Source organism: Modestobacter sp. KNN46-3 (assembly GCF_011039295.1).
In genome coordinates this window covers 1-22629 of the sequence record NZ_JAAKGN010000045.1, presented here as the reverse complement: position 1 = coordinate 22629, position 22629 = coordinate 1, and the positions used below count along the sequence as shown (strand labels likewise).

Below are 22629 nucleotides of genomic sequence, written 5' to 3'. Positions count from 1 at the left end.
CCGACCGAACGGCTGAGAGCCCGCCACCCCCTCGGGGCGGCGGGCTCTCGTGCTCACACGCCGGGGCGGAACATGCGGCGGGGGCCGGCGTCCACCCGTGCCGTCGGCTGGCCGATCCGGACAGTTGCACCGGCGACCACCAGGGACCGGCCACCGTGCCAGGCGTCCGCGGGGCCGACGATCACCGGCTCCAGGGTCAGTGACAGCACCTCGGGCAGGTCGTCGCCGAGCCGGGCGACCCGCAGCAGCAGGTTCTCCAGCGCAGCGGTGTCGACCGGCGTGCTCCCTCGGTAGCCGTTCAGCAACGGCCAGGCCCGCGGCTCGCGGACCAGCTCGGCGGCGTCCAGGTCGGTCAGCGGCAGGGTGCGGTAGGCCCGGTCGCCGAGCAGGTCGGTGGCGACCCCGCCCACCCCGAAGCTCACCAGCGCACCGAAGGACGGGTCGTCGACGATGTCGACCACGGTGGCCACCCCCGGAGCCGACTGCTCCTGGACGATGACCGGGTCACCGGCCGGGATGGCGGCGAACGCGCTGCGCACGTCCTCGGCGTCGGCCAGGTCGAACCGCATGCCGCCGAGGTCGCGGCGGTCCCGCAGCCACGGCGCCGTCGACTTCAGCACCACCGGGTAGCCGATCTCCTCGGCGGCGGCGACGGCCGCCTCGACGTCCTCGACCCGGCGCGTGCCCAGCATCGGCACCCCGTAGGCATCCAGCAGCGCCATCGTCTCCTCGTCGGAGAGGGCACGGCCCTCCGGTGCCGCACCGAGCGCGGACTCGACCACCTCCCGGGCGGCCGCCTCGTCGATGCCGCCGAGCTCGGGGACGACGCCGAGGGGCCGCCGACGCCAGCGGGCGTACTCGCTGATCTTCGCCAGCGCCATGACCGCACGCTCGGGGGTGGAGAACGACGGCACCGAGCCACGGCCCGGCATGCCGTGCTCGTCCCGGACGACCAGCTCGGCGGGGATCCCCTCGGTGGACAGGAAGTTCGCCACCAGCGGCTTCTCCGCCGTGCGGGAGACCTCGCGGAGGACCCGGCCGAAGGGCTGCTCGCCCTGCAGCAGCGGCGGCAGGAAGACCGCGACCACCGAGTCGACGCCCTCGTCGTCCAGCGCGGCCTGCAGCGCGGCCCGAAAGTCCTCCGGCGCGGCCTGGGTGCCGATGTCAACGGGCCGCTCGTGGGCCAGCTCCAGCCCCTGCTCCAGGACGGCGTCGGCGACGAGCACCCCCATGGCGGTGGAGTTGCCGACGATGGCGACCCGGTCGCCGGCCGGCAGCGGCTGGTGGGCCAGCAGCGTGCCGACGTCGAAGAGCTGGGCGAGCGTCTCGACCCGGATGACGCCGGCAGAGGCGAACAGCGCGGCCACCGACTGCTCGGGGACGGCGACGCTGGTACCGGCCAGCCCGGCGGTCATGCCCACGTGCCGGCCGCTCTTGACCGCCACCACCGGCTTCGTGCGGCCGACCCCGCGCGCGAGCCGGGCGAACTTGCGCGGGTTGCCGAAGCTCTCCAGGTGCAGCAGCACGACCTCGGTGCCGGGGTCGCTCGCCCAGTACTGGAGCATGTCGTTGCCGCTGACGTCGGCCCGGTTGCCCGCGGAGACGAAGCTGGACAGCCCGATCCCCCGGGCCCGGGCGCGCTCCAGCAGCGCGACGCCCAGCGCACCGGACTGGGCGAAGAAGCCCACCCGCCCGCGGCCGGGGACGTCGGGGGCCAGGCTGGCGTTGAGCCGCACGTCCGGGTCGGTGTTCACGATCCCCAGGCAGTTGGGGCCGACCACCCGCATCCCGGACGCGCGCGCCGAGGCGACCAGGGCGCGCTCGGCGGCCCGCCCCTCGGGCCCGGTCTCCCCGAAGCCACCGGAGATGACCACCAGTCCGTGCACGTTCTTGCGCCGGCAGGCCTCGACCACCGCGGCCACCTCGTCGGCCGGCACGGCCAGGACCGCCAGGTCGACGTCGTCGGGGATGGCCTCGATGGAGGCGTGCGCCGGCACCCCACGGACGTGCCGCACCGCCGGGTTCACCGGGTAGATCGGCCCGTCGAACCCGTACTCGAGCAGGTTGTGCAGCACCGCGTGGCCGACCTTGGCCGGGTCGTTGCTGGCGCCGACGACGGCCACCGAGCCCGGGTTGAGCAGCCGGCCGATGGAGCGGGACTCGCTGCGCTGCTCGCGCTCGTGCGCCACCGCGAGGGACTGCTCGGTGGGGGCGATCGGGAAGGTCAGGTGCACGACGCCGTCCTCGTAGGACCGCTTGGCCGAGTACCCGGCGTCGAGGAAGACCCGCACCATCTGGCTGTTCTGGCTGAGCACCTCCGCGACGAACCGCTTGATCCCCCGCTCCCGGGCGGCCGCCGCCAGGTGTTCCAGCAGCACCGACCCGAGCCCCCGCCGCTGGTGGGCGTCCTCGATCAGGAAGGCGACCTCGGCGTCGTCGGTGCCCGGGTAGCGGTCGTACCGGCCGACGCCGACCAGCCGGTCGCCCAGCAGCACCACGAAGGCCACCCGGGCGTCGTGGTCGACGTGGGTGAAGCGGTGCAGGTCCTTGTCCGACAGCCGCCGCATCGGCCCGAAGAACCGGTAGTAGCGGGTCTGGTCGGAGCTCCGGTCCATCAGCCCGACGATCCCGTCGGCGTCCTCGGGTGTGATCGGGCGCAGGTGCACGGTGCCGCCGTCGGCGGCGACCACGTCGGCCTCCCAGTGCGGGGGCGCAGTGCGGTTCACAGACGTCTCCTCGCTCACGGTCACCCCCTCGGCCCCTCAGCAGGGTCCCGCGGCGAGCCTGCGAGTCGTGGGGGGCTGAGGGGTCCTTCGTCAGTCACGGGGGTCGTCCGGGTCGAGTCCGAAGTAGGGGAAGGAGGCGGTGCGAGTGCGCAGGACGGCGCGGTCGACCCGGTTCTCGGTGAACGGGTCCCAGCGGTGGAAGCCGACGTAGCCGCCCTCGGTCATCGAGCCCGGCGGCGGCGTGCGCAGGCCCCGGCGCCGGACGTCGTCCTGCCAGCTCTGCGGGATCACGGTGTCCGGCGCCAACCGGTCGCCGCCGGCCTCGGCGAGGAGGTGGGTCCAGGCCCGCGGCACGCAGCGGACCAGGCCGTAGCCACCGCCACCCAGGGCGATCCACCGGCCGTCGCACACCTCGTGCGCCAGGTCGTGCACGGCGCGGTAGGAGGCCCGCTGCCCGTCGACGGTCAGCCCGAGGTCGGCCAGCGGGTCCTCGTGGTGGGCGTCGCAGCCGCACTGGGTGATGAGGATCTGCGGGTCGAACGCGCGCACCACGCTGGGCACCACGGCGGTGAACGCCCGCAGCCAGCCGGAGTCGTCGGTGCCGTTGGGCAGCGCCAGGTTGACCGCGCTGCCCAGCGCCTTCCCGGGGCCTCCGGTCTCCTCGGGGAAGCCGGTGCCGGGGAAGATGGTGAGCGGGGTCTGGTGGATGCTGACGGTGAGCACCCGGGGGTCGTCGTAGAACGCGGCCTGGACGCCGTCGCCGTGGTGCACGTCGAGATCGACGTAGGCGATCCGCTCCCAGCCCTGACCCAGCAGCCAGGCGATGGCCACCGCGGCGTCGTTGAAGACGCAGAAGCCCGAGGCCTGGTCGCGCATGGCGTGGTGGAGCCCCCCGGCGATGTTGACCGCGTGCTGGGCCCGGCCGCTGGAGACCAGCTCGGCGGCGAGCACGCTGCCGCCGGTGATCAGGGCCGCCGCCTCGTACATGCCCGGGAACACCGGGTTGTCCGGGGTGCCCAGGCCGTGGCCGGCGCCGTACGGGTCGTCCGGGGCGCGGCGGACGGCCTCCAGGTAGGCCGGGTCGTGGACGAGCGTGAGCAGCTCCGGGCCCGCCGGCTCGGGCTTGACGACCTCGATCCGGGAGGAGCCCAGGACGCCCAGGGAGTCGGCCAGCCGCATGGTCAGGTCCAACCGCACCGGGTGCATGGGGTGGTCACCGCCCATGGTGTAGCCGAGCAGGGCGTCGTCCCAGATCACGGTCACGGCGTCGCTCACGGGCGCTCCCCCCGCCGGGGCCGGCCGGGGCGCTGCGCTGCGGTGCTCCTCGTCGAGCGGGCGAGCTCCATCACCGGCCCGACGCTACCGCTGCGACCCGGGCAGCGCGCCCGCCGGACCCGAACGCAGGAGATCCGCCCGTCCAGCGGCCCGACCCTCGTAGGATCGGGGTGAACCTGACGGAGGAGTGTGGACGTGAACGACCTCATCGACACCACGGAGATGTACCTCCGGACCATCTTCGAGCTCGAGGAAGAGGGGATCGTCCCGCTGCGGGCCCGGATCGCCGAGCGCCTGCACCAGAGCGGCCCGACCGTGAGCCAGACGGTGGCCCGGATGGAGCGGGACGGCCTGCTCTCGGTCCAGGGCGACCGGCACCTCCAGCTCTCCGACGAGGGCCGGGAGCTCGCCACTGCCGTGATGCGCAAGCACCGGCTGGCCGAGTGCCTGTTGGTCGACGTCATCGGGCTCGACTACGCCGACGTGCACGAAGAGGCCTGCCGCTGGGAGCACGTGATGAGCGAGGCGGTGGAGCGCAAGCTGCTCAGCCTGCTCGGCAACCCGACGGTCTCGCCGTTCGGCAACCCGATCCCCGGCCTGGACGCCCTGGGGGGCGACACCTCGGCGGTGCTCGACGCGCTGACCCTGCTGTCGGCGACCGCGACCCCCGAGGGCCGGCAGGTCGTCGTCCGGCGGATCAGCGAGCAGCTGCAGGAGGACGCCCCGCTGCTGCGCTCGCTGGCCGACCAGGGCGTGCGGCCGGGATCGACGGTCACCGCCACGCTGACCGACGGTGCGGTGCTGGTCGACGGCGTCGCCCTGCAGCCCGGGGTCGCCCAGCACGTCTTCGTGAGCGCGGTCGACGAGGAGCTGTCCCCGGTCGAGGCGGCCGAGGCGACCGCCGGGGTGGGCTGACCGCAGCGAGGTCGTTCGCTGGGCTCACGACCTCGCACCCTTCTCACTAGGCTCCGGTGCGACCTGTCCGGACGCGCAGAGAGAAGGCCCCGGTGAGCGACACCGCAGCTCCCCTCGAGCAGAGCGACGACACCCCGCCCAGTCCGTTCCACCGGATCGCGGACTTCGTCGCCCTCCCCCGGCTCGGCGGCCTGGCCCTCTCCCCCGACGGCAGCCGACTGGTCACGTCGGTGGCCACGCTGGACGCCGAGGGCAAGAAGTGGCAGTCCGCGCTCTGGGAGGTCGACCCGACCGGGCAGCGGGACGCCCGGCGGCTGACCCGCGGGGCGAGCGGTGAGTCCGCGCCGGTGTTCACCCCCGCCGGCGACCTGCTGTTCACGTCGACCCGGCCCGATCCCACCGCGGCCAAGGACGGCGGCGACCCGAAGCCCGCCCTGTGGGCGCTGCCGGCCGACGGCGGTGAGGCCCGGCTGGTGCTGCAGCGGAGCGCCGGCGTGGCCGGCGTCGCGGTCGCCGCCGACACCGGCGACGTGGTCGTCGTCGCCAGCACCATGCCCGGCGCCCCGGACGCCGAGGCCGACGAGGAGCTCCGCACCCGGCGCAAGGACGCCGGCGTCAGCGCACTGCTGCACGAGAGCTACCCGGTGCGCTACTGGGACCACGACCTGGGCCCTGCGGTGCCGCACGTGTACTGGATCGGCCAGCTGCCGGCGGAGACCGTCCCGGGCACGCCGGCGGCCGCGCCGCAGTGGCGTGACCTGACCCCCGAGGCAGGCCCGCCGCTGGGCTCGGGCACCGACCTGGCCGTCTCCCCCGACGGCCGGTGGGTGGTGCGCAGCGAGGAGCTGCCCGACGGCCCGGCCGGACGACGGTCCCGGCTGGTGCTCATCGAGGTGGCGACCGGGGAGACCCGGGTCCTCGTCGACGACCCGCAGGCCGACATCTCCGCCGCCCGCTTCTCCCCCGACTCCCGGCGGGTGGTGTGCGACCGGGAGTCCGCCTCCACCTACGCCGAGCCGCCGGACCACACGCTGCTGCTGGTCGACGTCGCCACCGCCGAGACCCGGGAGCTGACCCCCGGGTTCGACCGCTGGCCCAGCGCGCCGCAGTTCTCCGCCGACGGCACGGCCGTGTACTTCCTGGCCGACGACGACGGCCGGCACGCCGTCTTCCGGGTGGCGGCCGACGGCAACGCGCTGGAGGACACGGCCCCGGTGCGGCTGACCGACCAGGGCGCCTACAGCGACCTGCAGGTCGCCCGGGACGGCAGCGCGCTCTACGCCCTGCGCTCCGGCTACGACACCCCGCCGGTGCCGGTACGGCTGGACCCGCACGCCCCGGGGCAGGACCCGGCCGCGCTGCCGAACCCGGGCACGATCAGCAGCTTCCCCGGGACGCTGCGCGAACTGGACGCCACCGCGGCCGACGGCACCCGGGTCCAGTCGTGGCTTGTGCTCCCCGAGGGCGCCGACGCGACGGCGCCGGCGCCGCTGGTGCTGTGGGTGCACGGCGGCCCGCTGATGAGCTGGAACTCCTGGTCCTGGCGCTGGACGCCGTGGGTGCTCGCCGCCCGCGGGTACGCCGTGCTGCTGCCCAACCCGGCGCTGTCGCAGGGGTTCGGTCAGGACTTCGTCCGGCGCGGCTGGGGTGAGTGGGGCGACGCGCCGTACACCGACCTGATGGCGGCGGTGGACGCCGCGGAGGCGCTCCCGGAGATCGACCAGACCCGGACTGCGGCCATGGGCGGCTCGTTCGGCGGCTACATGGCCAACTGGATCGCCACCCAGACCGACCGCTTCCGGGCGATCGTCACCCACGCCAGCCTGTGGCACCTGGACGGGTTCGTCGGGGCGACCGACGCTGCCTACTACTGGGAGAAGGAGTTCGGCGACCCGCTGACCGAGCCGAAGCGGTACGAGCAGAACTCCCCGCACCGCTACGCCGACGCGATCCGGACGCCGATGCTGGTGATCCACGGTGACAAGGACTACCGCGTGCCGATCGGCGAGGGCCTGCGGCTCTGGTACGACCTGCAGAAGCGCGGGGTGCCGTCGAAGTTCCTGTACTTCCCGGACGAGAACCACTGGGTGCTCACGCCGGGGAACGCGGCGGTCTGGTACGAGACCGTGCTCGCCTTCCTCGCCGAGCACGTGCTGGGCGAGGAGTGGCGGCGTCCGGAGCTGATCTGAGGGCAGCGCGTCTGGGGCCAGCGCGCCGCTCACCACCGGGTGTCGAGCGGCGCGCTGGCCTGCCGGATGAGCCGGCGCATCTCGGCCGGGGCGAGGCAGGCGTCCAGCGCCGAACGCAGCAACCCGGCGAAGGTGTAGCTGGGTTCGCTCCGCAGCGCTCGCTCCAGCGCGACGTTGGCCAGCGCCCCGCCGCCGCGCACCCATGCACTGACCGCCAACAGGGTCGCCGGCGCCGCGTCCAGCGGCGCCGGCGACCGACGGGTCAGCTCGGTCCACAGCGCCTCGGCGGCCGCCGCGGACTCCCCCAGCGCGAGGGTGAGGGCCCGGTCCCGCAGGTCGTGGTCGCGCAGACCCCAGGCCAGCCGGGCCACCTCGTGGTCCGACAGCCGCGCGCCGGCACCTCCGTGCTCGCCGGGGCCGGCTGCCTCGACCGCCGCCAGCACGGCCGCCCAGCCCTCCTCCACGAGGACGTCCCAGCCCAGCTCGGTCGTCCGCCGCGCCAGCGCGTCGCCCACCTCGTCACAGGCCCGGGACATCGCCTCCGCCGCCAGGAAGCCGACCGGTGCGATCCGCCGGACCAGCGCTGCCCGTTCCTCCTCCACCACCTGCCCGTCGACCACGCTGGCCACGGCGAGTTCGCTGGTGCCGGTGGGCAGCGGGGTGCCTGCCTCCGGTGCGCAGCACGCCGCCGGGCAGTCGTAGGACCACCAGCGCTCCCGCCGGACCAGCAGAGCCTGACGGAGCGGGAGGTCCACGGCGTCCAGCGCCAGCACGACCTCGTGGACGAGGTCCCGGTGCGCGAGGTCCTCGGCCGGGGGCGACCGGAGGACGTCAGGCCAGCCATCCGGGGTCGCCGGCTCGTCGGTGGCCTCGGAGACGACCACCAGCAGCGCCGCCGTCGGCCCATCGGTGAGCAGCGAGCGCACCAGGCCGGAGACGACCTGGCTGCGGTGCTCGGGCGGCGGCAGGTCGACCCGGGCGGTGAGCCCCACCCGCTGGCCCGGCGACCCGCGCAGGCTCATCAGCACCAGCGACTCGCGCGGCCGGAAGCCGAGCAGGTGCGGCAGCGCCGCGACCACCTCCCCGGGGTCGGAGAGACGGATGGTCAGGGGCTCCTGCGGATCGGCCATGAGCCCGACCCTGGTGCGCCCGGTGCCGATCCGGGCCGGCCGGAGCGAGGTTGTGGACGGCGGCGCCGGTTGTGGACGGCGGCCGGCAGGACGGCCACCGCCCGGCGCACCCTCCCGGCGTGCACCTCACCCCAGCGGCCGGGCTGCCGGCCTCAGACCTCGTACTGGACCGCCGACCGGCTCGCCAGGTACGGCTTCACGTGCTCGGCGATCACCGCCAGGTGCCGGGGGTCGGCGGCGTAGGCGCGGAACGCCTCGACGTCGGGGAAGTCGGCCACCAGTGCGGTGTGCGCGTTCCCGTCCACGAGCCCGGCGTCGGGACCGACCGCGAAGGCGGTCATCCCACCGACCTCCTCGGGCAACCGGCCGAGCGCGGCGACCGTGGCCTCCCGCGTCTGCGGGGAGGTGTCCTCGGTCCAGGTGAACAGCACGACGTGGCGCAGCATGAGCGCACCCTGCCAGGCCGGTCCGGGCACCGGCCAACCGGAGCGCCCTCGTTACAGTCCGGTCATGGGACGGTCGTTGCGGGTCGCACTGCTGTCCTACCGCAGCAAGCCGCACAGCGGCGGGCAGGGCGTGTACGTCCGGGCGCTGTCGCGGGAGCTGCGCGAGCTCGGGCACCGGGTCGAGGTGCTCAGCGGCCAGCCCTATCCGGAGCTGGCCGACGGCGTGCCGCTCACCCGGGTTCCCAGCCTGGACCTCTACCGCGAGCCGGACCCGTTCCGGACCCCTCGGCCCAGCGAGTTCACCAGCGCGATCGACGTGGCCGAGTGGCTGGCCATGTGCACGGCCGGCTTCCCCGAGCCGCTGACCTTCGGCCTGCGTGCCGCCCGGCTGCTGGGCCGCCGCACCGCGGACTTCGACCTGGTGCACGACAACCAGTCGCTGGGCTATGGGTTGCTGCAGCTGCGCCGTCGAGGGCTGCCCACCGTCGCCACGGTGCACCACCCGGTCGCCATCGACCGCGACCTCGAGCTCGCCGCGGCGCCCGGCCTGCGCCGGCGGCTGACGCTGCACCGCTGGTACGGCTTCACCACCATGCAGGGCCGGGTGGCCCAACGGCTCGACGGCCTCACCACCGTCTCGGAGAGCTCCCGCCGGGACATCACCCGGCACATGGGCGTCCCGGCCGCCGACGTCGAGGTCATCCCGGTGGGCATCGACCCGGACGTGTTCCGGCCCCCGGCCGAGCCCGCCGTCCGGGAGGCCGCCCGGATCGTGGTGACGACCAGCGCCGACGTCCCGCTCAAGGGCCTGGTCCACCTGCTGGAGGCACTCGCCAAGCTGCGCACCGAGCAGGACGTGCGGCTCACCGTGGTCGGCACGGCCCGGCCCGGCGGGCCCGCGGCCGCCGCGCTGGACCGCTTGTGCCTGACCGATGCGGTCCACTTCACCGGGTCCATCCCGACCGAGGAGCTGGTACGGCTGTTGCAGACCGCCACCGTGGTGGCCATCCCGTCGCTGTACGAGGGCTTCTCGCTCCCGGCGGTCGAGGCGATGGCCTGCGGGACGCCGCTGGTGACGACCGACGCAGGTGCCCTGCCGGAGGTCATCGGGTCGCACGCCGGGGTGCAGGTGCCGGCGGGTGACGTCGGCCGGCTGGCCGAGGCGTTGCGGCTGGTCCTGGACCACCCGTCGCTGCGTGACCAGCTGGGCCGCGCGGGGCGGGCCCGGGTGCTGAGCTCCTACACCTGGCGGCGTACCGCCGAGCGCACGGCCGAGTGGTACGGCGAGGTGCTCGACCGCCGGGCGACCTCGACCACCGGAGGAAGCCGGACGTGCTGACCGTCGACTACGACCTGCTCGACGTCCGGCCGGGCATGCGGGTGCTGGACCTGGGGTGCGGTGAGGGCCGGCACGCCTTCGAGGCCTACCGGCGCGGGGCGAGCGTCCTCGCGGTCGACTGGGGGCAGCAGGAGGTGGCCACCACCGCCGAGTGGCTGGGAGCGATCGCCGCCGCCGGCGAGGCCCCGGCCGGTGCGTCCGCGGGAGTGGCGCGCGGCGACCTCCGCTGCCTGCCGGTCCCCGATGCCAGCGTCGACCGGGTGATCGCCTCCGAGGTGCTCGAGCACATCGTCGACGACCGCACGGCCCTGGCCGAGATCGCCCGGGTCCTCAAGCCCGGTGGCCGGGTCGCGGTGAGCGTGCCCCGGTACGGCCCCGAGCGGATCTGCTGGGCGCTGTCGGACGGCTACCACGCCAACGAGGGCGGGCACATCCGCATCTACCGGGGCGACCAGCTGTGGGAGCGGCTCGCCGGGGCCGGGCTGCGGCCGACCGACACCCACCACGCCCACGCCCTGCACGCCCCGTACTGGTGGCTCAAGTGCGCGGTCGGGGTCGACCGGGACACCGCGCTCGTCCGCGGCTACCACCGGCTGCTGGTCTGGGACCTGGTGCGCCGTCCCTGGCTGACCCGGACCGCCGAACGGCTGCTGGACCCGCTTCTAGGCAAGAGCCTCGTCCTCTACGCCGACAAGCCGCCGACCGCCGCTGGTGAGGCCGCTGCCGCGCACGGGGCACTCGCGAGTGCCTGACTGCACGCCGGCGCTGCCCGAGGTCCCCGGCGTGCTCACCGCCGACCAGGTGCGCCGGACCGTGGCGGCGATCGCCGCCGAGCAGTCCGCCGACGGCGCCCTGCCGTGGTTCCGCGGTGGGCAGCTGGACGCCTGGGACTCCGTCGAGGCGGCGATGGCGCTCGATGTCGGCGGGGAGCACGAGCGGGCTCGCGCCGCCTACGACTGGCTGGCCGGGCGGCAGCGCGCCGACGGCTCCTGGGCGGCCGAGTACCGGGACGGCGCCGTCGTCGCCCCGGCGGTGGAGAGCAACCACGCGGGGTACCTCGCTGTCGGGGTGTGGCACTCCTGGCTGTGCACCGGTGACGCCGGGGTGGTCGACCGGTTGTGGCCCACGGTGCGCCGGGCACTGGACCTGGTGACGACGATGCAGCTGGCCACCGGGGCGATCAGCTGGGCGCTGCGCCCGGACGGGACGCCGGACGACACGGCCCTGCTCACCGGGAACGCGAGCCTGTTCCAGGCGCTGCGCGCCGGGATCGCGCTGGCCGACCTGGTCGGTGCGGCCCGGCCGGACTGGGAGCTGGCCGCCGAGGACCTCGGCCGGGCACTGCGGCACCAGCCCGCTGCGTTCGCCGACCGGTCGCGGTACTCGATGGACTGGTACTACCCGGTGCTGGCCGGTGCGCTCACCGGCCCGGCGGCCGAGGCGCGGCTGTCCGCCGGCTGGGACACCTTCGTCGTCCCCGGGCTCGGCGTGCGGTGCGTCGCCGACCGGCCGTGGGTGACCGGCGCGGAGACCTGCGAGCTGGCACTGGCGCTCGCCGCCGCCGGCCGGCCGGCGGACGCGACGGAGCAGCTGGCCGCCATGCAGCACCTGCGGGCCGAGGACGGCTCGTACTGGACCGGCCTGGTCTACGCCGACGACGCCCGCTGGCCGGTCGAGCGCACCACCTGGACGGCGGCCGCCGTGGTGCTGGCCGCCGACGCCATCGCCGGCACCGGCCCGGCCGCCGCACTCTTCGCCGACCCGGCTGCACTGGAACTGGACCGCGCTGCGGTGACGGAGGTCCTGCGGTGACGGAGGTCCTGGGTTGACGCTCGGACCCATCGGGCACGATCACCCGGTGCGCACAGAGCCCAGGACCTCGGCGGTGACCTGCGTGGTGGCCAGCCGCAACCGCCGCGACGACCTCCTGGCCAGCCTGCCCCGACACGAGGCCCCGGTGGTGCTGGTCGACAACGCCTCCACCGACGACACGGTCGCCGCGGTGCGGGCCGCGCACCCGGAGGTCACCGTCGTCGCGCTGGACCGCAACACCGGCGCCGTCGCCCGCACCCTCGGCGTCGCCCGCGCCGGTACGCCCTTCGTCGCCTTCACCGACGACGACTCCTGGTGGGCGCCCGGCGACCTGGCGCGGGGGGTGGAGATCATGCGCGCGCACCCGCGGCTGGGGTTGCTGGCCGCTCGGATCCTGGTGGGCCCCGCCGAGGAGCTCGACCCGGTCTGCACCGAGATGGCCGACAGTCCGCTGGCCAGCGAGCCCGACCTGCCCGGCCCGTCGCTGCTCGGCTTCGTCGCCTGCGCCGCGCTGGTGCGGACCGAGGCGTTCACCGCGGTCGGCGGCTTCGACCGGGTCGTCCGCTTCCCCGGCGAGGAGGAGCGGCTGGCGCTGGACCTCGCAGCCGCCGGCTGGGGCCTGGCCTACGTCGACGAGGTCACCGTGCACCACCACCCCTCCATCCACCGGGAGCCCAGCACCACCCGGCAGGCGGGCATCTGGCGCAGCCGCGTGCTCACCGCACTCATGCGCTACCCGCTGCGCGACGTCGCCGGCCAGTTGGTCCGGTCCGCGCGCGCCGGCCGTCCCGGCTGGCGGGGACTCGCCGGGGCGGTCCCCCGGGTCCCGGCCGCCCTGCGCAACCGGCGGGTGCTCCCCCAGCACGTGATGGCCGGCGTCCGGGAGCTGGCGTCATGACGAGCGAGCCGACCGGACCGGCGGCCTCGGACAGCGGCCGGGACCCCCGCGTCGCCGTCGTCGTCATCACCCACGACCGCCGGGACGAGCTGTTGCTGGCGCTGTCCCGGCTTCGCGAGCTGCCCGAGCAGCCGCACGTGGTCGTCGTGGACAACGGCTCGAGCGACGGCACCGCCGACGCGGTGCGCACCCAACACGCGTGGGTCGAGCTGATCGCCAGCCCGGAGAACCTGGGTGCGGTCGGCCGCAACCTGGGCGTGGCCCGGCTGGACACCCCGTACGTCGCCTTCTGCGACGACGACACCTGGTGGGACCCGGGATCGCTCTGCACCGCGGCCGACGCGCTGGACGCCCATCCGCGGCTGGCCGTGGTCACCGCCCGGATCGTGGTCGAGCCCGGCGGTGTCGAGGACCCGATCGTCGCCGAGCTGCGCGACTCCCCCGTGGTCGGCGCCGACTGGCTGCCCGGACCGGCGTTGGGCAGCTTCCTGGCCGGTGCCAGCGTGCTGCGTCGGGATGCGTTCACCGAGGTCGGCGGCTTCTCCGAGCGCCTGTGGCTGGGCGGCGAGGAGGAGCTGATGGCCGGGGACCTGGCGGCGGCCGGCTGGGAGCTCTGCTACCTGTCCACGATCGCGATCCACCACCAGGCCAGCACCGCCCGCGACCCGCACAAGCGGAGGCAGGACGGCATCCGCAACACGCTGTGGACCACGTGGCTGCGCCGCCCGTTCCGGCCCGCGCTGCGACGCACCGTGCACCTGCTGCGCACCGTCCCCCGCGACCGGGTCACCGCCCGGGGGCTGCTCGCCGCGGCCCGCGGCCTGCCCTGGGTGCTGCGTGAACGCCGGGTGCTGCCCCCGCACGCGGAGGCCCGGTTCGCTGCCCTGGAACACGCCCAGCGCAATTCCAGCGCCCGCCGCTACGTGAGCTGAGGGACGCCCCAGCCGGTCAGCTCGGCTGGGCGGGCGTGGCGTCGGACTCCCGGCCGGCCGGGGAGCCGCGACGGGAGACGAGGTAGAGCGCGGTCAGCACGCCGGTCAGGACGACCACGACCACCGCCGTCCTCGCTCCCGACCACGACGGCATGGCCGGGTCGACGACGTCGGTGGACTGCAGCCCGTCGGCCAGCGCCACCACCGCGCCGGACCAGTCCCCCTCCACGACGGCGGGCTCGACGTCCTCGTCGACCAGGGTCTCGACGGCGTCCGGCTGCAGCGTCGACTCGTCCCCGATCCACCACTCGTACGCGGCCTCGTCCGTCGCGACGGCCAGCAGCACCTCCTCGGCGCCGAGCTCGGACCGCATCGCGGTCAGCTCGGCCCAGTCGGCGTCGTCGGTCGCGCCGTCGAAGGAGGGCACGAAGACCGCGGACAGGGCGATGCCGGCCTCCCGGCGGAGCTCGGCCACGGCGCGCTCGGCCGCTCGGGCGTCCGCGCCGAGGACGCCGGCCTCGTCCGTGATCGGTGCATCGACCGCCATCGGCTGCTCGGCCATCGCGATCCCTGCGGGCAACGACCCGGTGATCAGGACGACCAACAACGCGATGCGCGTGCGCACACACACTCCCTCTGGATCGATGGGACGGACACCTGCGGGGCCGACGACCTCCGCGGCTCGGGGACGTTCGCCGACGAGGCCATTCCCCTGTCGGCGAGCATGATCGAATGCGGACCGCGCTGCAGCGAATGGTCGTCCAATTCGCGAACACGCGGGGCGCCCGCGCAATTGCGTCATTGATCAGTGACGACCAGTGATCGAGATGTTCCGGGAATGTGCCCGTGCTCACTCGACCCCGCACTGGCCTTTCCGGTGCGCCGTGGCCGGCTCGGTGGACGAACGGACCGCGGGGACGCCCGCCCCCGCGACGGCCACCAGCGCCCGTCGCGTCGAGTCGCGCCAGTCGACCAGGCGCAGGCCGCGGTACCGGCCCACCGAGCGTCCGGCCCGGTCGTGGCGCTCGACCACCCGCGACAGGTCGATCCGGTCCACCTGGTCCAGCGTCGCCGCCCCGGCCTTCACCAGGCACTCCTTGCGGACCCAGTGGCGGAGGGCGAGCAGGGAGGGGTCCGGCACCGAGCGCAGCTGCCACTGCTCGGCCGGGGCGAGCCCGGGGAACCGCCCGACCACGGACCCGTCCGGCGGGAACGTCTCGACGTCCACCCCGACCGGGTGCCATGACGCAGCCGCCACCACGGCACCACGGCTGTGCGCCCAGCTGATGTGGACGTCCGGGGACCCCGCGATCGAGGGACGCCCGTGCCCCGCCGTCCCACAGTCGGCGCACCACTGGTGCACGGCCAGGTCGGCCACCGGCCGTCCGCTGAGCGCAGCGGCGCACCGGCGGACCAGCAGGTGTGCGGCGACGTAGGCGGCCCGATCCGCCGGGTCGTGCAGGGACGTGCTGCGCTGCCGTTCGGCGGCGCCGAGCAGGCCGACGTCGCCGTTCGCGAGGACCTCGGCGGGGGTGGCCACGACGACCAGGGGTCGCCGAGCAGGTGCCCGGCGCATGCGAGCGGACACCAGTCCCCCTCCCGGCCGGCACGTCGGCGCCGCGGCGCGTGCTGTGACTGTACGAACACGTTCAATTGCGAAAAGAACTGATCTTCTCATTCATGTTTGAGGAAGTTGAACGCTCAGGAATTGGTCGAACACAGTGAGTCAGGACCGCAAGAACAAATGTGAGTTCACCCGGAATGAGTGGCAGGAGCCTGTGCTTCTCCCTAGCGTCGGACAAGATTCTTGATTGTCAACTTTGAGAGCGAGTCGATGGCGACGGAGAGCGACAGCCGGGACTTCATCCCAGGCTTCACCACCCCCAGAGAACCGGCAGTCGACTCCTCGACCCGACGCTTCTCCTTCGCCGGCAACGTCGCGGGGGCTCCGCCCCGACCGCAGCAGGACACGACCCGGCTGTCCCAGTACTTCGAGCGGACCTGCGACGAGCGCCCCTCGGCGACGGCGCTGGAGTGCGACGGCGAGCGACTGAGCTACGCCGACCTGGACCAGCGGGCCAACCGGCTGGCGAACCACCTGCTCGGCCTCGGCGTGCGGTCCGGCGTCCGGGTCGGCATCCTGCTGGACCGCTCGGTCAACACCTACGTCGCCCTGCTCGCGGTGACCAAGACCGAGGCGACCTTCGTGCCGATCGACCCGGCGGCGCCGGCGGACCGGGTGCAGTTCATCGCCGAGGACTCCGACCTCGGCCTGGTGGTCACGACCACCTCCTTCGCCGCGACCTGCAGCGGGGTGCCCTGCCCGCCGTTGTTCCTGGACGAGCTGGGCGGCGATCTCGCGGCCGCCCCGAGCTGGCGCCCCGACCTCGAGACCGGCGGCGACCCGGTCGCCTACATCATCTACACCTCGGGTTCCAGCGGCCGCCCCAAGGGCGTCGAGATCGCCCAGTCGAGCATCTGCAACTTCATCGGCATCGTCCCGGTCCTGTACGGCGTCGAGCCGAGCGACCGGGTCTACCAGGGCATGACGATCGCCTTCGACTTCTCCATCGAGGAGATCTGGCCGACCTGGGCGGTGGGCGCGACCCTCGTCGCCGGGCCCACCGACGGGCGCCGGGTGGGTTCGGGGCTGGCCGACTTCCTGGCCGAGCAGGAGATCACGATGATCTACTGCGTCCCCACCGTGCTGGCCACCCTCGACCGCACCCTCCCGCTGATCCGCACGGTGAACGTCGGCGGCGAGGCCTGCCCGCGTGAGCTCGTCGACCGATGGGGCCCCGGCCGCCGGATCCTCAACACCTACGGGCCGACGGAGACCACGGTCACCTGCACGATGGCCGAGCTGTACCCGGGCAAGCCGGTGACGATCGGGCGACCGCTGCCCACCTACCGCGTCACCCTGCTGGACGACGAGCGCCGGCCGGTGGCCAACGGCGAGGTCGGCGAGATCTGCGTCGGCGGCCCCGGGGTGGCCCTCGGGTACGTCAACCGCCCCGACCTGACGGCCGATCGCTTCCTGCCCGACCCGAACGGCTTCCCCGGCGAGCGGCTCTACCGCACCGGTGACCTGGGGCGCTTCCTCCCCGACGGCGAGCTGGAGTACCTAGGCCGCGCAGACAGCGAGGTCAAGGTCCGCGGCCACCGCGTCGACCTCCAGGAGATCGAGGGGATGCTGCTGCAGCACGACCGGGTCACCGCCGCGGTCGTCACGCTGCTGGAGGCGCCGGAGACCGGCGGAGAGCTCGCCGCCTACGTGATCCCCCGCCCTGGGGACGATGCCGAGGGCCTCGTCACCGAGCTGCACGACCTGGTCCTCGAGCAGCTGCCGCCCTACATGGTCCCGGCCTTCCTCGACGTCGTCTCGACCATCCCGATGCTGCCGAGCGGCAAGGCCGACCGGAAGGCGCTGCCGGAGCCCCGGGGCCCGCGCCTGATGCGGGACACCGGTGCGCACGTGCCCCCGGACTCCCCCACCGAGGCGTGGGTGGCCGGCATCTGGGAGGAAGCGTTCGGTCTGCCTGGCGGATCGGTGTCGGTGGAGGCCAACTTCTTCGACGCGCTGGGTGGCCACTCGCTGCTCGCCGCGCGGATCATCTCCACGATGCGCTCCAGCGACCTGGGCGCCGGTCTCTCCATCCTCGAGCTCTACCGGCACCCGACGGTCCGTTCGCTCGCCGCGCACCTGGAGGAGGACGCCCGGGCCGGTGAGGCCGTCGCCGAGCCGCACCTGCGCCGCCCGGTGCAGTCCTCCCGCCGCCGGGTGGCCGCCTTCGGCAGCGCCCAGCTCGCCACCTTCTACGGCATCGTCCTGCTCTTCCTGTTCCCGGCCGCGGTGGTCTACGCAGTGAACGACGGGGAGCCCTCGGTCGCCCTCGTGCTCCAGCTCGCCCTCGCGCTGCCGGCGTTCTTCCTCGTCGTCCGCTGGGTGCTGCCGGTCGTCGGCTCCCGGCTGCTCTCCCGTGGCCTGCAGCCCGGTGACCACCCGCTGTGGAGCTGGACCCACCTGCGGGTCTGGACGATCCAGAAGCTGATGGTGATCTCCCCCCTCACGGTCCTGAGCGGATCGCCGTGGGCGGCCACCTACCTGCGCCTGGCCGGAGCACGGATCGACGACGACTGCCACATCGGGACGTCGGAGATCAGCCTCCCGGCGATGCTGGACGTGGGCCCCGGGGCGACCCTCGGCTACGGCACCCAGCTGCACGGCCACCGCATCGCCGACGGCGTCCTCTCCCTCGGGGTCGTCTCCGTGGGTGCCGGGGCGACCCTCGGCTCGCAGTCGCTGCTGGAGGCCGGCTCGGCGGTCGAGGACGGCGGCGTGCTGCGCGAGCAGTCGCTGCTGCCCGCCGGTCAGGTCGTCCCCGCCGGGGCGACCTGGGCCGGGTCACCGGCCCAGGCCTCGACCGAGCCGACCGACCCGGTGCTCGCGCTGATGACCGGCTGCACCGCGGCACCGACCACCTGGTCGCGTCAGCTGCGGACCGGCTTCGCCGCCGGCATCGGGCTCCTGGAGCTGCTGCCCTTCCTCGTGCTGCTGCCGGTGGTGGCGCTGGTCTGGTGGGTGCTGCTCACCTTCGGGCTGGGCGCCGCCATCCTCGCCACCGCGCTGTCGGGGCCGGTCTTCGTGGCGGCCTCCTGCGCGCTCATCCTGGGCTCCCGTCGGCTCGCCCTGACGGAGACACCGCCCGGCGTGCACCACGTGCGCTCCAAGCTCGGGCTGGAGAAGTGGCTGGGCGACAAGCTCCTCGAGATGAGCCTGATGCTCAACAACAGCATGTACGCGACGCTGTACACCTCCATCTGGCTTCGGGCCATGGGCACCAAGGTCGGCCGTGGCGCCGAGGTCTCCACGATCGCCAACATCGACCCCGACCTGCTCACCCTCGGCGAGGGCAGCTTCGTCGCCGACATGGCCAGCGTCGGCAGCGCCACCTACGCCAACGGGCACGTGGCCTTCCAGGTCACCGAGGTCGGCGCCCGCGCCTTCGTCGGCAACGCCGCCTTCATCCCCTCCGGTTCACACCTGGGCGAGGGCTCGCTGATCGGCGTGCGCAGCGTGCCGCCGACCACCGGCGTCGAGGCGAACAGCTCCTGGCTGGGTTCCCCGCCGATCAACCTGCCGCGCCGGGAGATGTTCGAGGAGTACACCGAGGCGGAGACCTTCACGCCCAGCCGCCGACGGGTCCGCGCTCGGTACGCCATCGAGTTCCTGCGGATCGTGCTGCCCAGCTCGATCCTCGCGTTGGCGATGTTCGCCACGCTGTACGGGGTCTCCCTGCTCGCGGCGAACCTGAACGCGTTCGTCACCGTGGTGGCGGCACCGCTGATCGCGCTGCTGTCCAGCCTCACCGTCGTGGTGGCGGTGGCCCTGCTCAAGTGGGCCATGGTCGGCCGGTACAAGCCGCGGGTCCGTCCCCTGTGGAGCGGGTTCGTGCGCCGCACCGAGTTCGTCACCGGCATCTACGAGGCGGCCGCCGTCCCGGCGCTGCTGACCTGGCTGACCGGCACCCCGCTGCTCGGCCCGCTGCTGCGGCTCTACGGGGCGAAGATCGGCCGGCGGACGCTGATCGACACCACCTACCTCACCGAGTTCGACCTGGTGACCCTGGGCGACGACGTCTCCGTGGGGATCAACGCCTCGCTGCAGACCCACCTGTTCGAGGACCGGGTCATGAAGATGGACCACGTCGTCATCCGGGACCGGGCCAGCGTCGGGGACAAGTCCGTGGTCCTCTACGGCTCGATCATCGAGGCGGACGCCACGCTCGCCGACCTCTCCCTGGTGATGAAGGGCGAGGTGCTGCCCGCCGGCACCGCGTGGAGCGGCATCCCCGCCCAGAAGGTCGGCCGCGCCCCGGCCAGCACGCTGCCGGTGCGGGACGACCCGTCCCTCGACAGCCCGGCGGTCGACAACCCGACCACGGAGAGCCGTCAGCTCAGCACCGCGTCGAACAGCCGGGAGGTGTGACCGTGTCGCAGACCAGCGCGCACCAGAACATCGTGGCTCCGCTGCCGCCGGAGGTCCCGACGACGACGGCAGCGGCCCTGCCGCACAGCTGTGCCCCCACGCAGCCGGGTGACGTCGCCGGCACCCCGGCCGAGGGCACCCCCGCGGGTCCGCCGGCCGCGGCGCCCCGGCGCCCGAAGGCACGCCTGGTCGGGATCGACGCCGCCCGCGGTGTCGCCCTGGTGGGCATGATGTCGGTCCACCTGATCCCCGCGGCCACCGCCGACGGGGACGTGTCCTGGGCCTGGCTGCTGTCCAACGGCAAGGCCTCGGCGTTGTTCGCCCTGCTCGCCGGCGTCGGCATCGCCTTCTCCACCGGTGGGCACCGGCCGCCGAGTGGCCTGGCCTGGCGGGCCGGCGCACTGTCGCTGCTGACCCGCGCCGTGATCATCGCGGCGATCGGCCTCGCGCTCGGCTACGTCGTCGGCACGGACGACGCCGCGGTGATCCTCGCCTACTACGGCGTGCTCTTCGCCCTCGCCATCCCGTTCCTGCGGCTCTCCACCCGCGGCCTGGTGGTGGCGGCCGCTATCGCGGCGCTCGTCATGCCGCTGGTCAGCTACGGGCTGCGCAGTGAGATGACGCCGGTCGCCGAGGTCAACCCGACGCTGACCGACCTGGTCACCGACCCGCTGGGGCTGCTGTCACGGCTCACCCTCACCGGGGTGTTCCCCGCCCTGGTCTGGATCGCCTACCTGCTGGCCGGCATGGCAGTGGGTCGGGCGGTGCTCGCCTCGCGGCGGGTCGTCGGCCAGCTCACCCTGATCGGCCTGGGGCTCGCACTCGCCTCGAGCCTGGTGTCGATGCTGCTGCTGACCGCCGGCGGTCTCGGCAGCCGGCTGCGCGTGGACGCGCTGCAGACCATGGAGTTCGAGCTCTACCAGGACACGTTGACCTGGGGGCCCTCCGGGGCGACGCCGACCAACAGCCCGTGGTGGCTGGCGGCCATGGCACCGCACAGCGGCAGCCCGCTCGACCTGGCCTTCACCATCGGGGTGGCGCTGGCGGTGCTGGGCGCGTGCCTGCTGCTCGGCCGGGGCCTGGAGCCGCTGCTGCGCCCGCTGGCCGCCGCCGGCAGCATGACGCTGACCCTGTACAGCGTCCACCTGCTGCTGGTCGCCTCGCCCTTGCCCCGCGGCGTCCTCAACCTGGTCGTGCAGGTCGCCGTCCTGGTGGCCTTCGCCCTGGTCTGGAACCGGAGCCACCTGCGCGGGCCCCTGGAGGAGCTCGTCTGGCGGGTCACCGACGCCGTGCGCCGGAAGGTGCTGGGGTCATCGGGCGCCCACCGGGTGCCGGCCACCACGACCGGCAGCTGATCGTGTTCGGGCGTGGCGCGTTCGGGCGGGGCGGCGACCGGCGGCTGGCGCTGGTCTACCGGGGCCCGGCCTCCACGGCCGGGTGCCCGGAGGCGGTGGCCGGTGCGCTGGCGCGGAGCCGGTGGGACCTCGACGTGCGGTACGTCGGGCCCAAGGAGCGCCTCGCCCTGGAGCCGGCGGTGCTCGCCTCCGCCGTCCTGTACGCCCAGCCCGGCGGCGGCGAGCTGGACAGGGCCTGGCGCAAGCTCCGCCGCCAGGCCCCGGCGGTCCGTGACTACGTCGCCGGTGGGGGCCGCTACCTGGGCTTCTGCCTGGGCGGTTACCTCGCCGGGGAGACGCCTGGTTTCGGGCTCCTGCCCGGGGACACCGACCAGTTCATCGCCTCCCCGGGGGCATGGCCGACGCACACCGACGACACGGTGGCCACCGTGATCTGGGACGGCCGCCGCCGAGAGGTGTTCTTCCAGGACGGCGCCTGGTTCGACCTCGACCCCGCCCGGGGGCCGGCCGAGGTGCTGGCCACCTACGAGAACGGGCTGCCCGCCGCGGTGGTCGCGCCCTTCGGAGCCGGTGCGGTCGGCGTCGTGGGGCCGCACCCGGAGGCGACGCCGGACTGGTTCACCGACTGCGGCCTGCCCGTGCCGGCGGACCTGCGGGCCGACCTTACCCAGGACCTCGTCGACCGGGTGATGCAGCTGGGCCAGCTCGCCCCGGCCCGCTGAGCAGGACCGGCACAGCACACAGGCCACCGCGGGGAGCTCGAGCTCCCTGCGGTGGCCTGTGTCCTGCGGCGTGGATGGAGCCGCCGGCTCAGCCCTCGTCGAGGAAGCCGGCCACGATGGCGCCGAACTGCCCGGACCGGTTGTGGCCGACCCCGGCGGGGGCGACCAGTCGGGTGTCGAGGCCCTGGGCGGCGTACCACCGCTCCCCGGCCTGCGCACCGTAGGGACCGGACAGCGCGTTGAACCCGCCGCCGGCGCCGGTGTCCAGGGCGCCGGTGTCCCAGCGCAGCGCGACCTTCCCCTTCACGTCCGCGGGGATGGTGGCCCGACCGGCCGGTGCGCCACCGCCGCCGATCGCGATGACCCCGCCGCCGCCGGACCACAGCGCCGGGTGGGCGGGGAAGACGAATCGGGTCGCCGCCTGCGCACCGGAGGAGTAGCCGGAGAACCACAGCTCACGGGCGCCGTACTGGGCCTTCGTCTCGGCGATCAGCGCCGCCAGGTACTTCGCGTACCCGGCCGCGTCCCCCTGCTCCCAGCACTGGCAGGAACGGTTCGGGCTGAACGGCGCCACGAGCACCATGTTGCGCGCCTTGGCCACGGCGGCGAGCCCGCTCGACCCGCCGATCGCGTAGGACTGGGTCGGGTTCTCGACGCCGTACTCGCCGGTGCCGTCGGCGTACACCAGCAGGCCGATCGGCTTCGCGGGGTCGATGCCCTCGGCGAAGACCCGGTAGTCCGCGGTGTACCCCGCGGCGCTGAAGGACGTCGTCCGGTTGTTGCCGACCAGGCCGTAGAACCACATGTGCGCGAGTTCGTGGGTCACCAGCGCCCGGCGGAAGTCCGGGTCGACGTCGCCGAACTGGATCGCCCCGGGGAACTCGATGCCGCTGGTCTGGCT

The 22629-nt window shown here is 74.2% G+C and carries 16 protein-coding genes and 1 pseudogene; 10 read left to right on the top strand and 7 right to left on the bottom strand.

Going from position 1 to position 22629, the window contains the following annotated elements; translation table 11 throughout:
• Positions 1-53 precede the first annotated feature (53 nt).
• Together G5C62_RS11885 and G5C62_RS11880 are read right to left on the bottom strand one after the other, a co-directional pair.
• The gene (locus G5C62_RS11885) at positions 54-2726 is read right to left on the bottom strand and encodes a bifunctional GNAT family N-acetyltransferase/acetate--CoA ligase family protein (protein WP_241175850.1); all 2673 of its coding nucleotides are present in this window, start codon (positions 2724-2726) and stop codon (positions 54-56) included.
• A gap of 90 nt (positions 2727-2816) precedes the next feature.
• On the bottom strand, positions 2817-4001 hold the full coding sequence (locus G5C62_RS11880) for an acetoin utilization protein AcuC (RefSeq protein ID WP_036337022.1): 1185 nt from the start codon (positions 3999-4001) through the stop codon (positions 2817-2819).
• Positions 4002-4196: 195 nt separating this feature from the next.
• On the opposite strand from G5C62_RS11880, the gene G5C62_RS11875 reads away from it, so the two are divergent.
• Together G5C62_RS11875 and G5C62_RS11870 are read left to right on the top strand one after the other, a co-directional pair.
• Positions 4197-4916: a metal-dependent transcriptional regulator gene (locus tag G5C62_RS11875; protein ID WP_036337024.1), complete on the top strand. Its 720-nt coding sequence runs from the start codon at positions 4197-4199 to the stop codon at positions 4914-4916.
• A 92-nt stretch (positions 4917-5008) separates the two neighbouring features.
• Positions 5009-7105: a S9 family peptidase gene (locus G5C62_RS11870; RefSeq protein WP_164701123.1), complete on the top strand. Its 2097-nt coding sequence runs from the start codon at positions 5009-5011 to the stop codon at positions 7103-7105.
• Positions 7106-7134: 29 nt separating this feature from the next.
• Here the strand turns inward: G5C62_RS11870 and G5C62_RS11865 are convergent, their stop codons facing one another.
• Positions 7135-8235: a DUF4192 domain-containing protein gene (locus tag G5C62_RS11865; RefSeq protein WP_164701122.1), complete on the bottom strand. Its 1101-nt coding sequence runs from the start codon at positions 8233-8235 to the stop codon at positions 7135-7137.
• A gap of 152 nt (positions 8236-8387) precedes the next feature.
• Complete coding sequence (locus tag G5C62_RS11860; RefSeq protein WP_164701121.1) at positions 8388-8681, bottom strand: Dabb family protein; 294 nt, start codon at positions 8679-8681, stop codon at positions 8388-8390.
• Between the two features lie 64 nt (positions 8682-8745).
• Here G5C62_RS11860 and G5C62_RS11855 point away from each other — a divergent pair, with 64 nt between their 5' ends.
• The 5 genes from G5C62_RS11855 to G5C62_RS11835 are packed head-to-tail and all read left to right on the top strand — an operon-like array spanning position 8746 to position 13662.
• Positions 8746-10020, top strand: a complete 1275-nt coding sequence (locus tag G5C62_RS11855) for a glycosyltransferase family 4 protein (RefSeq protein WP_206330604.1) — start codon at positions 8746-8748, stop codon at positions 10018-10020.
• Entirely contained in the window at positions 10014-10772 is a 759-nt protein-coding gene (locus tag G5C62_RS11850) for a class I SAM-dependent methyltransferase (RefSeq protein WP_164701120.1), read from the top strand. Before G5C62_RS11855 ends, G5C62_RS11850 begins: the two co-directional genes overlap by 7 nt.
• Complete coding sequence (locus tag G5C62_RS11845) at positions 10765-11832, top strand: prenyltransferase (RefSeq protein ID WP_164701119.1); 1068 nt, start codon at positions 10765-10767, stop codon at positions 11830-11832. Before G5C62_RS11850 ends, G5C62_RS11845 begins: the two co-directional genes overlap by 8 nt.
• A gap of 46 nt (positions 11833-11878) precedes the next feature.
• A complete protein-coding gene (locus G5C62_RS11840; RefSeq protein WP_241175849.1) occupies positions 11879-12730 on the top strand; it encodes a glycosyltransferase family 2 protein in 852 nt (283 codons plus the stop codon).
• Positions 12727-13662 carry a glycosyltransferase family 2 protein gene (locus G5C62_RS11835; protein WP_164701118.1) on the top strand — a complete coding sequence of 312 codons (936 nt, stop codon included), beginning with the start codon at positions 12727-12729 and terminating at the stop codon, positions 13660-13662. The genes G5C62_RS11840 and G5C62_RS11835 overlap by 4 nt, the downstream gene beginning before the upstream one ends.
• 16 nt (positions 13663-13678) lie before the next feature.
• Here the strand turns inward: G5C62_RS11835 and G5C62_RS11830 are convergent, their stop codons facing one another.
• The gene (locus G5C62_RS11830) at positions 13679-14287 is read right to left on the bottom strand and encodes a TPM domain-containing protein (RefSeq protein WP_164701117.1); all 609 of its coding nucleotides are present in this window, start codon (positions 14285-14287) and stop codon (positions 13679-13681) included.
• A 225-nt stretch (positions 14288-14512) separates the two neighbouring features.
• Positions 14513-15250 carry a 4'-phosphopantetheinyl transferase superfamily protein gene (locus G5C62_RS11825; protein WP_164701116.1) on the bottom strand — a complete coding sequence of 246 codons (738 nt, stop codon included), beginning with the start codon at positions 15248-15250 and terminating at the stop codon, positions 14513-14515.
• Positions 15251-15496: 246 nt separating this feature from the next.
• Between G5C62_RS11825 and G5C62_RS11820 the strand changes: the two genes are divergently transcribed.
• From G5C62_RS11820 to G5C62_RS11810, 3 genes are read left to right on the top strand one after another with little or no spacing between them, the layout of a single operon-like run.
• Complete coding sequence (locus G5C62_RS11820; RefSeq protein ID WP_164701115.1) at positions 15497-19651, top strand: Pls/PosA family non-ribosomal peptide synthetase; 4155 nt, start codon at positions 15497-15499, stop codon at positions 19649-19651.
• A gap of 2 nt (positions 19652-19653) precedes the next feature.
• The gene (locus G5C62_RS11815) at positions 19654-21006 is read left to right on the top strand and encodes a heparan-alpha-glucosaminide N-acetyltransferase domain-containing protein (RefSeq protein ID WP_164701114.1); all 1353 of its coding nucleotides are present in this window, start codon (positions 19654-19656) and stop codon (positions 21004-21006) included.
• A gap of 2 nt (positions 21007-21008) precedes the next feature.
• On the top strand, positions 21009-21728 hold the full coding sequence (locus G5C62_RS11810; RefSeq protein WP_206330602.1) for a BPL-N domain-containing protein: 720 nt from the start codon (positions 21009-21011) through the stop codon (positions 21726-21728).
• 88 nt (positions 21729-21816) lie between these two features.
• Here G5C62_RS11810 and G5C62_RS11805 read toward each other — a convergent pair.
• Positions 21817-22629 (bottom strand): annotated as a pseudogene (locus G5C62_RS11805) (M1 family metallopeptidase); the annotation flags it as partial.

Bases quoted from the DNA above. Each gene is read 5' to 3' on its own strand.
- G5C62_RS11865 (WP_164701122.1), bottom strand. From the start codon at position 8,235: ATGGCCGATCCGCAGGAGCCCCTGACCATCCGTCTCTCCGACCCCGGG.
- G5C62_RS11860 (WP_164701121.1), bottom strand. From the start codon at position 8,681: ATGCTGCGCCACGTCGTGCTGTTCACCTGGACCGAGGACACCTCCCCG.
- G5C62_RS11855 (WP_206330604.1), top strand. From the start codon at position 8,746: ATGGGACGGTCGTTGCGGGTCGCACTGCTGTCCTACCGCAGCAAGCCG.
- G5C62_RS11835 (WP_164701118.1), top strand. From the start codon at position 12,727: ATGACGAGCGAGCCGACCGGACCGGCGGCCTCGGACAGCGGCCGGGAC.
- G5C62_RS11820 (WP_164701115.1), top strand. From the start codon at position 15,497: ATGGCGACGGAGAGCGACAGCCGGGACTTCATCCCAGGCTTCACCACC.